Origin of the sequence: Halobellus ruber (assembly GCF_014212355.1) — an archaeon.
In the GTDB taxonomy this organism is placed as follows: domain Archaea; phylum Halobacteriota; class Halobacteria; order Halobacteriales; family Haloferacaceae; genus Haloquadratum; species Haloquadratum rubrum.
The window spans coordinates 261,201-274,749 of record NZ_JACKXD010000002.1; the positions used below are offsets into that span (position 1 = coordinate 261,201).

A 13,549-nucleotide genomic window follows, 5' to 3' on the forward strand; every position below is an offset into this window, starting at 1 on the left:
GTCAGCGGGCACTTCGGGTCAGAACGTCCACGGAACCGAGTCCGACCCCTTCTCCCAGACCTGCCCCTGTAGTTGCACCGTCTCCGCTCCCTCGTAGAGTTCCTTCATACGTCCCGTTCGAATCAGTTCGTTCACCGCGTCGACGAATTCCCACGTCTCGTTGGACGTCACCAGGTCTGAAACTCCCGTAATCGGTGTCGTGGGAAGCGCGGCCGTGACCTTCGCACAGAAGTTCACCGGCGTCTCGATCCAGTCGTTGATCGCCGTCATCTCCTCAAGTTTCGTTTTCAGGGCGTTCTGTCGAATCTCGCGGAGTTCCGTGAAGTCGTCGCCGAGATCCGCGATGTCGCCGTCGAGTTGCGCCGCAGTCAGTGATTCCTCGAACTGTCGTTCGTACTCGGTCGCCGTTTCGAGTTCGTCGGCGAGGCGTTCCCGGTGTCGTAGATCGTGAAACTCCTCGCGCGACAGTGGCTCCTCCGGGGACGGCAGAAGCGTCCGTGCGTCCTGCTGTCGTTTGAGGAGCATCTTCGAGACGGGGATGCTCAGCCGCGCGAGCGCGCGGACGACACGGGGGGTGTTCTCCCGTTCCTCGTACACGCGGTTGATGAACTCGACACTCTCGACGTAGTCGGCCCGGGAGAACGTCACCGTCGACCCCATCGTGTAGAAGATCGGCGCGGTGAAGATTTCGTGGGCGTAGAACGCCACCGTTGCAGCGGTCTCGAGGTAGGGTTTCTCGCCCGTCTCCTGGTACTCGTCGAGGAGGAGTTCGATGGCGTCGACGACGATATCCCGCCCGGCGACGTCGAGGTACTCCAGTCGCTCCGCGAGGTATCTGGTGGCAGGTCGGGGGTCGAGGTCGGGGTCCGGCCGCACCGACTCCCCGAGCATCCGGGGGTAGTTGTCGTCGGCGACGAGGTCGTGGGCACGCGACTTCCAGAACTTCCCCTGAAACGCCACGGCGTCTTCCAGGGCGTTCGCGTACAGCGGCGGGTGAGCGCCGTCGGCCACCTCGTCCCAGCGGTCGAACATCGTTTCGTAGAACTCGTTCGACCGGTAGACGTCGGCGCCTGCCCGGATCGGGATGACCGTTCGCTCGTTCACCTGTTCGAGGAAGTACTCTCGCCCCATTCCGGTGTACTCCCGGAACCCCTCCTCGTCCGAGATACTCGGCAACAGAAACACGATGACCGGCTGGGTATCCTTGGCGGCGTAGTCGCTCGCATAGGCGGCATCCTTCCGGTAGTACGTCGGCGACGACTCCGCGATGTACCCGCCCCACCGCGTGTCCCCGTAGATGCTCGCGTACACGCCCTTGAGGCCCCCCTCGGTCACGAGGTCCGTGAGGTCACTCCGGTCTTCGACGAAACTCCGCGCCGTCTCCTTCTGCTGGCGGTCGTCCTCTTCGAGCTGCTCGACGTCCATCACACTGATATCCTCTCACAGCCGGTAAGACAGTTATGTAACATTCCTAATGGGAGTAAAGAACAGCTACGACGAGTGTCCGGATGAACGGATATATACCGAGTTCGGACGAACTGACGGGCGAGTATGGAACTTTCGGGGACGCCGACGGCAGTGGTGACGGGCGGCGGCGGGGCGAACATCGGTCGCGCGGTATCCGGGGCGCTCGCCGCGGCCGGTGCGCAGGTGCTCGTTCTCGACGTGGATGTCGACGCCGCCGAAACCGTCGTCGACGACATCGAGGATACGGGAGGGGACGCGAGTTTCGTCGAGTGCGACGTCACGGACGTGGACGCGGTCCAACGGACCGTCGATGCTGTCGCCGACGAGTTCGGCGGTATCGACGTCCTCGTGAACAACGCGGGGGGCGCGTCCGGGGTTCGCCTCGACGACGTCGACGAGGAGACCTTCGACTACAACGTCGACACGAACCTCCGCTCGGCGTTTTTCACGACGAAGGCCGCACTGCCGCACCTCAGACGTGGCGACGGGGGACGCGTCGTCTTCGTCTCCAGTATCAACGCGCTCCTCGGCGGATTCAGCGAGGTCGCCTACGCCGTCTCGAAGGCGGGTCTCCACGCGCTCGCCCGGTGTCTCACCGCAGACTACGCCGACGACGGCGTCCGATTCAACGTCGTCGCGCCGGGGTCGGTCATCGGCGACTCGGACACGTGGCAACGACGCGAAGCCGAGGACCCCGGCACGCTCGACCGCATCGCCGACCTCTATCCGTGCGGCCGCTACGGCCGCCCCGAGGACGTCGCCGACGCGGTGCTGTTCCTGTCGTCGTCGCGATCGGACTGGGTCTCGGGCGTCTTCCTCCCCGTCGACGGCGGGTTGACCGCCACCGATGCGCTCCCCGGGGGCCGCTGGTGGGAGTCGCTGTGAGCGGGTGGCCAGCGGGCGGTCCCTGACCTCACAACGCGCCCGAAGTGCCGGTATCTTATCCACCTGGACGAACGGCGCGTACGACTGATGATGACTGGAGTGCGTCCTGCTACGAGACGGTCGACCGGGAGGCCGACGACGGTTACTTCCAGGCGGTCGGTAGCGTCAGGCAGCAGCCCGACGCGGGGCCTAAGGACGCACGGATATCCGTCCCCGCCGAACACGTCCGCCTGCCCGGTGTCGACCGAGTCGCTGCTACGTCAGGTCCACGACCAGGAGGGCGGCGTCGTCACGCGGCTTGATCCGGGGGTACGTTTCGCAGCCCTCGTCCTCGCTTTCGATGCGGCGGAGTTCGTCGAAGAGCGGTTCTGCCCCCTCCTCCCGGACGGTCCCGAACAGCGTCCCGTAGGCTACTGCGTCGTAGCACTCCAGCAACCGCTCGAAGCCGTCCGAGAAGAGGGCGACCGCGTCGACGTCGGCAGTGGACAGCGTCGACCCACGGGCGTGGTCGACGGCGCGTTCCTCGAAGGAGAGCGCCCAGTAGCCGCCCGGACGGTTCAACTGCCGGCGGTTTTCGACGATCAGTTCCCGCGTCGCACGCTTGGCCGCCGCGTGCGTGAGGCCGTCTTCGGCCTTCCGACGCTGAATCTCGTCGACGACTCGTTGGTCGAGCGCGCGTGGCCCGTCGCCCGGCACCGTCTCGACGGTTCCGTCCGGGCGCTCGATGGCGAGGTTGCAGTCCGCCGAGAGGAGGTACTCCACGTAGCCGTCGTCGAACCGGACGAGTGCCGCGGCGGCAAGCGGGTGCTGGACGATCCCGGTTTCCCGACTCCGCTCGAACGCCCGATAATCGGACCGGAGGACGCCGAGTCCCTCGCGCACGGCTTCGGGCAGGGACCCCGCGGCCGACAGCGACGACTCGAGGTACGCGTTCAGTCGTTCGACGTACCACCGGCCATCGGTGGGTGCGTCCGTGACGGCGGCCCGTTCGGCCCCGCTCGACCCATCGAGGACCCACGCGCCCCCATCCGTCGCGTTAGCGAGATCCTCGCAGGTCTCCCCCGCACCGTCGACGTACTGATGGATCTTCATTCCAGTGGCGTTGTGTCACGTTCGTTGCCACCTCACTTTACCGTATCTCTCCCAGCATCCGGTCGTCCCGCGTAGGCGGACGCACTTGTGACACCACATCGGCGCATCGGCGATATGATAGGAAAGGTATACGGTGGCCCTCGGGGTATCGAAAATCGTCACGTAGTTATAGCCAACAGTATGAAGCGTCGCGGACACGACTCCGCCGGCGTCGCGTTTCTCGGTGGTGGCCTGTCGGTGACGAGGCGGCCCGGGATCATCCCCTGCCTCGGGGAGGAACTCTCGGGCACGGACGACCGTTTCCGGCCCGGCATCACACACGTCCCCCCGTGGAAGGTTTCCCCGTCGGGGCGGCCGACGCAACCTCCCGACTCGAAAGCGTGCTACGCGTCGAGTTCGTCAGCGAAGTCCGACGCGTCGTAGAGGTCGTGCGTCTCGATCATCCGATCGCGGATCGTTGCGAGGTCGCCCGGTTCGATGGGCGCGAAGAACTGTCGGTTGAGCGAGATGCTTTCGTCCTCGTCTAACTCTTCCGTCGGCACGTTCGAATCGTAACAGTCGGGCGCAGAGACATCGTAGCCGTCGCCGAAACAGCACTCGAAGATATAGACCGCTCGCGCGACGTGATAACAGGACGTGGCCACCCGGACGGTCGATTCGTCGGTACGACCCTCGATGGCCCGCCGTGAAAAGTACGCGTTGCCGATGGTATCCTTCCCACGCGGTTCGGTCAGTATGTTATTCGGGTCGACGCCGCGTTCGACCGCGTATTCCCGCATCACCGCGCTCTCTGTGGTCTCAACGTCCGGGTTTGTCTGTCCACCGGTCACGACGAGGGTTTCGGTATCGAGCTCCCGAAGGAGGTCGATCCCGAGCTTGACCCGTCCGCGGAGGTGTTCGTGGATATCCGACGACCTGAGTCGGTTACCCAGTACGACGACGACCATACCGAACACTTCGTCATACCGTCTGAATATCGTTTCGAACGCGTCCTTCGGGCGGATCACCACGAGCATCGTCCGCCGTTCCGCCTTGTGACGGCGTCACGGGCGGACTGCGGCGGGGAGATGGATACGCGGCCGAATCTTTCCCTCAAACATCGTCACTTATGATCTGTGATCGCGATCACGACGCGGAAAACGGAGTGGACTCGGCGGGAGTCACGCGAGCGACCGACGGGAGCGAGTGTGACACCGCCGAGGGAACGAGTCGAGCGCAGCGAGACGAGTGGACTCGGCGGGAGTGCCGTGAGCGGAGCGAGCGGCACGTCGACGAGTCCACGATTGAGCGAACGAAGTGAGTGAAGGAGTGGACTCGGCGGGGCTTTATCAATACGAGTGCCTGCCGAGGCTATGGTAGAAGCCGCACCGTTTCCGCGCAGAGTGGAGTGAATCATCCGACTACATCCCCTCAATGAAGTCACGGCGAATCTGCATCTTTTCGCGCTCAGTACGCTCGTCGTAGTGCTGGTCGAGAATCTCCTTCGATACGTTCGATCGGTCTCCAACGACCTCTTCCGGTGTGCCCGTGCGCAAGTGTTGCGTGATCGATCCCCGGCGAATGTCGTGCGGGGAGTGAGACGATGGGCAACCAGCCCGCTGACTGTGTTGTCTCCACTCGCACGTATCCGGATCCTTATCGTGGGGACACTCACCAATCTCGCACGGCTGCGTGAGACGGTAGACGGTCTCCCGAATCGACGGATCGCTGAGCCGTCCGTACTGGCTTGTAATAAGCGGATGTCGACCGTGATCGTCAGTCGACTCCTGACGATTGTGATCGATATAGTCCTGAATCACCTCACAGTAGTGTGGGCCCACCGCGATCGAACGCTCCGCAGCCTGCTTGTTTTTCAGTGGAGTATCAGACTCTGGTTGATGTCTTAGATCAAGGCACTGCTGATCCGGATCGAAATCCTCGACATCGAACGTTCGTAGGCTACCGAGGCGGATACCCGTATGCCAGAGGAGAGCTATGATAACGTGGTCTCGGCTCGCGTAGGCGAACCGTTCAAGATGATCTATGATCTCTTCGGCTCGGTCGGACTCTATTAGCACATCGCGAGCTTCCTGCTCCGGATCGATCTCTGGGAGTTTGACGCGCTCCCTCAATCCGGGCTCAACTGCCTCGATAGACGCACAGAACTCGAGGAATACCCGGAATGTTTGAAGCTCACCTTGGAGAGTAACCGGCTGGATGTCTTTACTCCTCCAAGTGCGGTAACGATGAAGATCTCTGCCAGTCAAGGAATTCATCTCCTCGATCTCGTGCTCGCTACAGAATTCGAGGAATCGTTTGAGACGGTATCCTTGGTTCTGATGTGACTTCTCCGAGAGGTCCGATTCTCGCTCGTCGAGGTACCACTCTACGGCCTCGGCAGGCGTCGTGGATTCGAGTTCCTCGCTCATAGGACCCCGCTGGTCCCGTCTGGCCACTCCCTCAAAGGTACTTCGCCGCATATCCGACTCAGTCATTTCTCTTCGTTCTCTAGAGCTGTAAGGACTGAGACAGCCGGCATAAGATACTCCTTATTTAATTCCCTTATTGTATTGATTTGTGTCGAAGTAATCGGTTTACAAACCTCTCCCGATTCGTTTTTTCGATTCTCTTGGATCTCTGCGATTATATTGAGGACCTCTTCCGTAGTCTCTACAGCCGACCAATAGAGGTCTGCCTGAGACTCATCAAGATTAGTGGGTAGTTCATACTCAATTCCGACATCATCGTTGTTGGTCTTGTCTTGCATTCAGATCGAATAGCCAGTTGGTTGACTAATCCGATCAGACCGAATGGATTGGTAGGCGAGATCCGACGAAAGTGCCGGAACAGTTTTTACTCTCGCTGAATGAGTGTACGGTACAGGATCTGATCCATCTGGTCCGATCCATTGCTTCACACGCCGGCAACCGGTATCCTTGGCCGGGATGGTTGCTGGCGTGGAGTAATTCTGTTCCATAGTATCGTCTCTATTCCGTGCTCTCGACTCGATTGTCTGGTTCATACTGCGCTGCCATCTTTTGGAGTAGCGAATCATACGATTCACCGCCCCGCTTCTGAGCTTTCACGAGTTGGCGCGTTGCGCGGGAGCACGGAATCCGCGACTCAGTTGCCTTCGTCATCTCCTGTCCAATTACCAGCACTCATCATATCGGTAAAACTATTTCGGGCTAGAAGAATGTATATTTTAGGCGGAAACCGACGAACTATGACTGACAATATGCACCCAGACGCTGAGAGATTACAGGAAGAATTCCGTGAATTGATGAACAGAAACCCAGAGATAGGATCAATGACTCTTGTGAAAGAACTGCCTGAGCGCCCCCGGGGCATTCTTTCAACTGCTGACCGTGAGTATCTAGTAGGTCAGAGAGAGTACGAGCATCCCCAATCGGAAGCGAATCGAAAGCAAGACATCCGAAAGCGTACAGTTAATGCAATTTTGGACTTCGCTCTGCTTGCAGAGCACTTACCTGATGAGGAACGAGAAAAAGCGTTCAACGAGTTATATTCCGAGAATAAACTCCCAGATCCAGCTTCTTTTATTATCTCATTTCTTTATCGCGGTTTAGACGGAGATTTGGAAAGGTTAGAGAGCATAGTTGAAGAAGGAATTTATATCGGTGCAAACTTCAAAAAGGTTGGTCGTTGGTCAGGAGAAATAGCTGAAATAAATACCTCAATTGATGTTGAGCAGCGACCCGATCGTAGCGAGGTAATCAAAAAATTTGAGCAGGGTGATGCTGACCAACTTACACCTGTAGAAATCGGGGTTCTAGTCCGAACTGGACAATTAGATGAAGATGATCTGAGAGATTTAGAACGCACCGTGATGCCGCGGCCCATTGGGACTGAAGAACTTCTTGAAGATCTGGATGACGAGGATGAAGAACTTGTTCGAAGTGGGGATGCTGAGATTGTTTCAGATTCAGATATGACTGAATCTACGTCTGATGAAAAAAATCCGGAAGGCTCCAAATAGTCATTCGCCTGTTCCCTGATTACGAATTCAGCACGGAAGTTCCGATTAGAATACCAGTACCGCCGGAAGTAGTTTACATTTGGAAGGTTTGCCTCCGTTATCTGGTTTTGACTCGGGTCCTGAGCGATTTCGGTTCGGGTACGGGAAGTATCTATGGTACCCTCAGCATCCCTTTGTCTATCTGTGGGAGCACTCTCACGATACCCGTGTTGACTAACTCCGCGAGTGGTTGGTGCCCAATTTTAAGACCGGAAATTGAAGACGTTCTCCCGGGATACGTTGGTATGGCGCTCCCGAGAGATACCGAACTACGTATCCACGGACACCTCTATGAAATCGGTGAGGCCAATGACGAGGTAATCGGTGACCGGCAAGGCTTCCCTCCGGCAATCAGGGGATACGAAAACACACTGCTGAGCGTCGGCGAGTGCGCGACGATAGAGGAAGTGGATATGGTGGCCGAGGAAATCAAGTCTCAAATCCAGGAAACACATCAAAGGCCACGAAACCGTAGTCTACGACGTACTGCACGGTCTGTGGTTTCTCGTGCGGGATATCCGGCAGACGAGTTCCTTAATACCGCATAATTCAGCTTGGTTGATAGTCTGAACTGTTTCTACTGGGTAGCTTGAATACTGAGATGACTAATTTCGTCTCTTGTTGAGTCGTCGTAGAACCACGTATGTCACAACTGGCTGGGGGCGATGTGATCTGTGACCTCTTCTTGATCGCGGACCTACTCAAAACACCATCGCCCCCGTGCTGATTGACGCTGTCGCCCACCGTACGACGGACGACGATATTGAGATGGACATCAAATCGGCACAGGGTCGCCGGCCTCGCCGCAGCGCTCACATATGCGGTATCCCGGGGAGGCCGATCATAACGGAGACCGTTCGAATTGAAAATTCTGGGTAGCACAATGATTAAAGTAGCTCACTCTTCGATTTGGTAGTAGATCGAGTCGTGTACGTGAAACTGCGGGGGTATCGATGGTAGGCGACCCTCTTGTAGCACACCCGGAGGATCATAACTATGATCTTCTCCATATGCCGGACCATCGACAGCCGCAGGACGCCCCCGAATGTATTTATTATGCACTCTGGATGACCATCCAGTACGTGGCGAACGAGTATCCTGATACAAACGTGCGTGAGCAAACATCCGCGTTGAAACTCGATACGGTTGCTCACTATATCGAGGTCGGGCAGAACGGCTGGGAGAACGTTGGCCAGGAGCCACTCACTCAAATCGCCTCTGAGGTCGGAAGCGTCGATCTGAATCTGGCATACCGCTACAATGGGCTTCCTCAGAGTATCGACGAGTTTACACAGGAAGGTTTGGACGAACTGCTCCCGTCTATTGTTTGGATTGATCGATTGCTATTGGATCAAGGTGAACGAGGGAAAGGCCCGCTACACGCGGCGGTTGTTTGTGGCGTCGGCGATGATCAGATAACGGTTAAGGACCCTCTCGTAGAAGGAACTACAACGCTGGAAATAGACAACTTAGATGAAGCGTGGGACCCAGAGTATAACACAGCCATAGAAGTGAAATTACGGGACGGACTGGAACCAACCCGGAGGGACGAACTATGAGCACCCAGGAAGACACGAGCGTGGACACGAGCGAGGCCCGCCGTTTGGCGATGGAAGCCATCCGCTTCGAGCTGGGTACGTACCTCCGGTTGGACGATGGCGAGTTCGATGAGGGCGACCTCGAATACACGTTCCGGATTATCCTGCGATCGCCGAAGCTGATCCTCGACGCAGACAAAGAGAACGCGGTCGATCTGCGGTTCCTAGATCCGATTGAGGTTGGGGAAGTCACAGTTGACGCCCAAAGTAAGAACGTTGACTACCCGACGTCGCGGCAAGTGAAGAAGGAACTTGAAAAATACGAGGAGGAGCTAAATGCCGCGATTCAAAAGGCGCTCGTCCGAGCGTCAGGCAGTAACCTCTCTCACTTGCCATTCCCCGAAAACCAGTATGCCCCGCTCCAGGACATCCTCTCTGAGGTCATCTTGAACGGAAAAATAGCGACTGATGACCTAGAAATGATGGATAGCTACGAGGACGGGGAGAAGTATATGAAGTACATCGATAGCCTCGTCGAACTTGACCTGCTTAAGCGAGGCGATGATGTCTTCCAGAGTGGTGACATCCTCAACACGATCCAAGAGAAAGACAAGTTCGAAGGCCACGAACTGGAAACTCATCAAGACGAGCTGAACGCCGCTCTTGGCCGATACTTCGAGCACAACGTTGGGGAGTTCAAGATGATTAAGCGGACGCTGGGGCCGTATCTGGCCATCGCTGGCTTCTACTACCGGCGAGCGCTCGAACTGGACGAGCTCCCGATAATCAAAGAGCAAGAACTCCGAGACGGGATTAAGGCCGAATACAGCGGCCGAGAACGCCAAAAGAAGCTGTTCAAGATGTCCCGATATCTTGTTCAGCTCGAAGACGTTGGTGTCCTTGAGTCGGTATATCAGGGTGGGGAGCGGTACTGGGCTGGTGACGATAACACTTTCCAGCGCTTGCGGGATACTGCGGATCAGTTTGGCCCGGTGACGGAACTGTTCAGTCCATCTATCTTCGAGCAGCAGACGCTCGGTGGGATGTCGGACTGACGGACTGATGCTGAGCCCTCTGGTATGGGTCGGGGTAGCTGTCTTTGGGCTCGCACTGTCGTTTGATGTCTGGACTGAGTGGCTCGGTCCTCGTCTGTTGTCTCGTTCGTGGTTCCCTGGTGAACCTAATCTCCCTCCTGTCGCTGGTGACGCCGATAAACCCACGGAAAAGAATTACCGACACGTAGTCTTGGCAGGCTATTTTACTGGTGGCGCAGTCCTGATCATCGGATTGTTGGATGCGTCGCCAATCCAACCGGCTTGCTTACCGTACGCAGATTTCGTCAAAGCGTACGGCATCGGTGCCCTATCGTTGACGACCGGGTTCCTGTGGTTCTCTGAGGGACAAAACGTCGTTATTCCGTATCACAAGGGTGTCCGGTATACAATCGGGGTTGTAACGGTACTCGTCCCGTTGTATATGGCCGCTTGCGGTCGAGGCGTTCTGTGACCCAGCCGCGGTCATCCTAAGTCGATCGCGTCGGTTTGGATGGTGGCTTTAGTCCCCGCCTCGAGTTTGTCCAACAGTCGCTCGCGTTCGTCGTTCTTAGATTAAAAAAAGGCGCCGGGGGGTACCTACGTGTACAGGTTCTCCCGGCGCCCAATATTATAAATACGTATTATACCCCGTTCTTCGTCGATGTCCACAAACACTCGGAGGTCGCCAGCGCCGAATCGCCCCTCCCCCTCAAAATGACAGGATGTCGGCTTGAAATCCCAGTCAGTCGGATGCCGATAGTCGCAGGTAGCGATACGAGTTAATTTTTCTTTTATTCGCTCCTGATCCCTTGTTTCGAGCCGGTTCAGCGCTTGTTCGCCGCTGCCTGTGAATATGAGTTCGTAGTTCATAACTGGTGTTGGTAATTAAATATCGAGTTTTTCACCGCAATTGGGGCACTGGCGGCCATCGACGTGGTCGCCTATGATGTACCCGGCTAGTCCTCCAATAAGCAGACCCCCAACACCAAACGGTACCGTGGCCGCCATTGCCCCAATACTGCCGGCAATCCCATTCGTGGCGCCTGCCACGAGCCCTCCGGCTCCCCCACTAACTCCTCCAGCGGAGGAGAGAGTAATCCGTCCTGAAGCGGTTTCGTGGGCCTCGATCAGATCGCCACAATTGTGACACTGTACCAACGCCGTCTCGTTCTCGTCCATATTAGCCATAATCAAGCCACCTCTGAACACAGGAGACAGCCGTCTCGGATGACGACCTCATTGGTTGCTCCGTGATCAGCACGCACACGGGAGCGACGTGGATGACTGGTGCTCATACAGGCTCCTGTTATTAAAGCGTCCGACGGAAGAGCTCCTGTGCCATCCCCGGTAGTCGGTTTTGCCATCATCCTTTGCTGTCTATCACTGCATCATTTCCCAGTACATTTAAAATCTTGGAATATCGCTGTTTGTATAATAAAATCGACTATGAGCGTCTTTAAAGCCATTTTTGTCTATATTAGAAACGTTCATAAGGCCTCAGAGTGCCTTATGATATATGAAAGACGAATATTACGGTATTAGTCCAACTACCGGAGCAGATGAGTCTCTGGGATCAGTTAGTTTACTGTCCTTTTTGCTCGAAGAATCCACCTCCGAAGTCTACCGTGATCCAATCAAGGCTATGTATGGATCTGAACCGCTGCGGACGAAACAGTCGCTTGCTGATATATACACTGTTGAATCGGTTGAGGAGGATCTTCTACGTGTAAAAAAGAACGGTCGGTACTTCCGAATTGCAAACTCATTTGATATTTCGTTTTCTCGTTTAGTCGGCGCCGCAATGGTGATGGCATCGTATTCAACGATTCCAGACTTTGACCTCCGTGGCGGAGAGCACGCGGCGTACAGTACAAAAAACGCCTTGATTCCATTGAATAGGCCTCAGGAGTCGTTCGCACCGAGTCGATACACCAAAGTGATACTTGACTTCTGGAATAGCTTCGACCCAGAGTATGAGCTCATAAGAGAAATCAAAGTGTATCTAAACCGTGAATTGGCGGAGCAACTACTTGATTTTGATGCGATTTCGGAAGCGATGGATACTGGAGCGATAACGTCACGGGCAGATTCGGTCCTTGATCTCTCACCAAAACTTGAGTCACTTGAAACGATTGACGCGATAAATTCGCCTGAGGAACTCAATAATTCTCTTCAGCTTCTTTGTGGGGCCTTTGGGGCAGATCTTCCCCATCTCCGGGAGAAGGTCCGACTTAGTTTCACCAAAGGAACGAGATACAGCAACTTAGTTCCATCAGACTTGGCAGACCCTCTTATTGAATCGTTGCTCGCAAATCTGTTTACCCTCACACCGGACGACTGCGAAAAAAATAGTGGAGCAACTTGGTACACTCCCGGAGAATTTGACATATATGATGTGTATATCACGAACGACGAAGAATTAGAACAGTATGATGAAGAAAATTCTATCAGCTCTATTAATTATGAATTTCTCGAAGGAGAATTCGATACGGGAGAGTCAGCCACTAAATCTCTTCCCGATCGGATACCAGTTCCTCCGAGCCTGATTCTCGCAGGAGCATACGATGTACAAAAACACTCACTGGCGATCTCGTACGCAGAAACCACCACAGTTGAAGCAATCGCTACTGGGACAACAGCGTGGATTGATGATGAGAGTATAATTGAAATAATTAACGTCGTATATGATACTGCAGGAAAAATCGCAAGACAACGGCACTGTGATTTCGACGATGAAATCGAATATTCGACGGACGAGTACGTAGCTAATCGACTCCCGGTGAAGTCTGAGAAAGCGAGAAACTTGGTTAGCGTATCCGAGATTACGACCGAAGAAGCAGACAGACAGATTGGTTCAATCACTCCTGGAAAAGTAAAAAACGAGCTGCGAGTTGGATCAGGTTATATTTGGATATCACTGTCCACCCCCGCCGAATTAGTGTGCCAGTATGTAGTGTGAACATACATTATGAAATATTATGAAAATGACAAATTCAAGGGCTGATCAAGTAGAAATCAAGGAAGTTCGACATTATTCTTTGATCTGGTCTCCCTGACATCAATGTACGTCGGAGAGGTCGCAACGAGCCGAAGATCAGCGTCAGGATTGAAACGGACTATCACCGAGACTCACACGATTGCTGATGGGTATAATTAGTCTGGCATAGTGTGGCTACTAAGTTTCACTCGTGAGACGGTGTCGCTGTCCCACCGGGCCGGTATCTGGGAGAGCTACCGGACTGTAGCAAACCCCTGCGAGGTGTGGTTGGGCTACGGCGTATGACCGAAGAACATCACAGCGAGCGTGATGTACGAGACCGACGCCGCCGGCGAGCTTGTCTCCGACCTGGAGGCCGCGACCGCGACCGCATAGGGCTCAATCCTGGCGTGCGTCGACCGGGACGCCGCAGGAGAATGACCGACGACACGACCCCGCCCACACCGTCCGGCGCCACCACTACGCCGAGCTCCCGGACATCTTCGCGACCGAGGCCGATGAGGAGACGGTTGCCCTG

12 protein-coding genes are annotated in these 13,549 nt (G+C 55.9%); 5 read left to right on the plus strand and 7 right to left on the minus strand.

The genetic code is table 11. From position 1 onward, the window contains the following. Window positions 1-18: 18 nt before the first annotated feature. Entirely contained in the window at window positions 19-1,425 is a 1,407-nt protein-coding gene (locus tag H5V44_RS06350) for a hypothetical protein (protein ID WP_185192274.1), read from the minus strand. A 126-nt stretch (window positions 1,426-1,551) separates the two neighbouring features. On the opposite strand from H5V44_RS06350, the gene H5V44_RS06355 reads away from it, so the two are divergent. Continuing rightward, window positions 1,552-2,352, plus strand: coding sequence for an SDR family NAD(P)-dependent oxidoreductase (locus tag H5V44_RS06355; protein ID WP_185192275.1), 801 nt, complete (start codon window positions 1,552-1,554; stop codon window positions 2,350-2,352). Window positions 2,353-2,607: 255 nt separating this feature from the next. Here H5V44_RS06355 and H5V44_RS06360 read toward each other — a convergent pair whose 3' ends face one another. From H5V44_RS06360 to H5V44_RS06375, 4 genes are all read right to left on the minus strand, one after another. Continuing rightward, complete coding sequence (locus H5V44_RS06360; RefSeq protein WP_185192276.1) at window positions 2,608-3,444, minus strand: hypothetical protein; 837 nt, start codon at window positions 3,442-3,444, stop codon at window positions 2,608-2,610. Window positions 3,445-3,827: 383 nt separating this feature from the next. After that, entirely contained in the window at window positions 3,828-4,391 is a 564-nt protein-coding gene (locus tag H5V44_RS06365) for a YdcF family protein (RefSeq protein ID WP_185192277.1), read from the minus strand. Window positions 4,392-4,844: 453 nt separating this feature from the next. Continuing rightward, window positions 4,845-5,852 carry a tyrosine-type recombinase/integrase gene (locus H5V44_RS06370; protein ID WP_185192278.1) on the minus strand — a complete coding sequence of 336 codons (1,008 nt, stop codon included), beginning with the start codon at window positions 5,850-5,852 and terminating at the stop codon, window positions 4,845-4,847. 62 nt (window positions 5,853-5,914) lie between these two features. Next, window positions 5,915-6,190, minus strand: coding sequence for a hypothetical protein (locus tag H5V44_RS06375; protein WP_185192279.1), 276 nt, complete (start codon window positions 6,188-6,190; stop codon window positions 5,915-5,917). Between the two features lie 459 nt (window positions 6,191-6,649). On the opposite strand from H5V44_RS06375, the gene H5V44_RS06380 reads away from it, so the two are divergent. The 3 genes from H5V44_RS06380 to H5V44_RS06390 all read left to right on the plus strand — a co-directional run bounded on the left by H5V44_RS06380 (window position 6,650) and on the right by H5V44_RS06390 (window position 10,055). Continuing rightward, window positions 6,650-7,423: a hypothetical protein gene (locus tag H5V44_RS06380; protein ID WP_185192280.1), complete on the plus strand. Its 774-nt coding sequence runs from the start codon at window positions 6,650-6,652 to the stop codon at window positions 7,421-7,423. A gap of 992 nt (window positions 7,424-8,415) precedes the next feature. After that, entirely contained in the window at window positions 8,416-9,021 is a 606-nt protein-coding gene (locus tag H5V44_RS06385) for a hypothetical protein (RefSeq protein WP_185192281.1), read from the plus strand. Further along, window positions 9,018-10,055, plus strand: a complete 1,038-nt coding sequence (locus H5V44_RS06390) for a hypothetical protein (protein ID WP_185192282.1) — start codon at window positions 9,018-9,020, stop codon at window positions 10,053-10,055. The genes H5V44_RS06385 and H5V44_RS06390 overlap by 4 nt, the downstream gene beginning before the upstream one ends. A 576-nt stretch (window positions 10,056-10,631) precedes the next feature. Here the strand turns inward: H5V44_RS06390 and H5V44_RS06395 are convergent. Both H5V44_RS06395 and H5V44_RS06400 read right to left on the minus strand, forming a co-directional pair. After that, window positions 10,632-10,904 (minus strand): type II toxin-antitoxin system RelE family toxin, encoded by a 273-nt coding sequence (locus tag H5V44_RS06395; RefSeq protein WP_221625609.1) that lies wholly within the window; start codon window positions 10,902-10,904, stop codon window positions 10,632-10,634. A gap of 15 nt (window positions 10,905-10,919) precedes the next feature. Continuing rightward, entirely contained in the window at window positions 10,920-11,213 is a 294-nt protein-coding gene (locus H5V44_RS06400) for a hypothetical protein (RefSeq protein WP_185192283.1), read from the minus strand. A gap of 337 nt (window positions 11,214-11,550) precedes the next feature. Between H5V44_RS06400 and H5V44_RS06405 the strand changes: the two genes are divergently transcribed. After that, on the plus strand, window positions 11,551-12,993 hold the full coding sequence (locus tag H5V44_RS06405; RefSeq protein ID WP_185192284.1) for a hypothetical protein: 1,443 nt from the start codon (window positions 11,551-11,553) through the stop codon (window positions 12,991-12,993). Window positions 12,994-13,549: the final 556 nt, after the last annotated feature.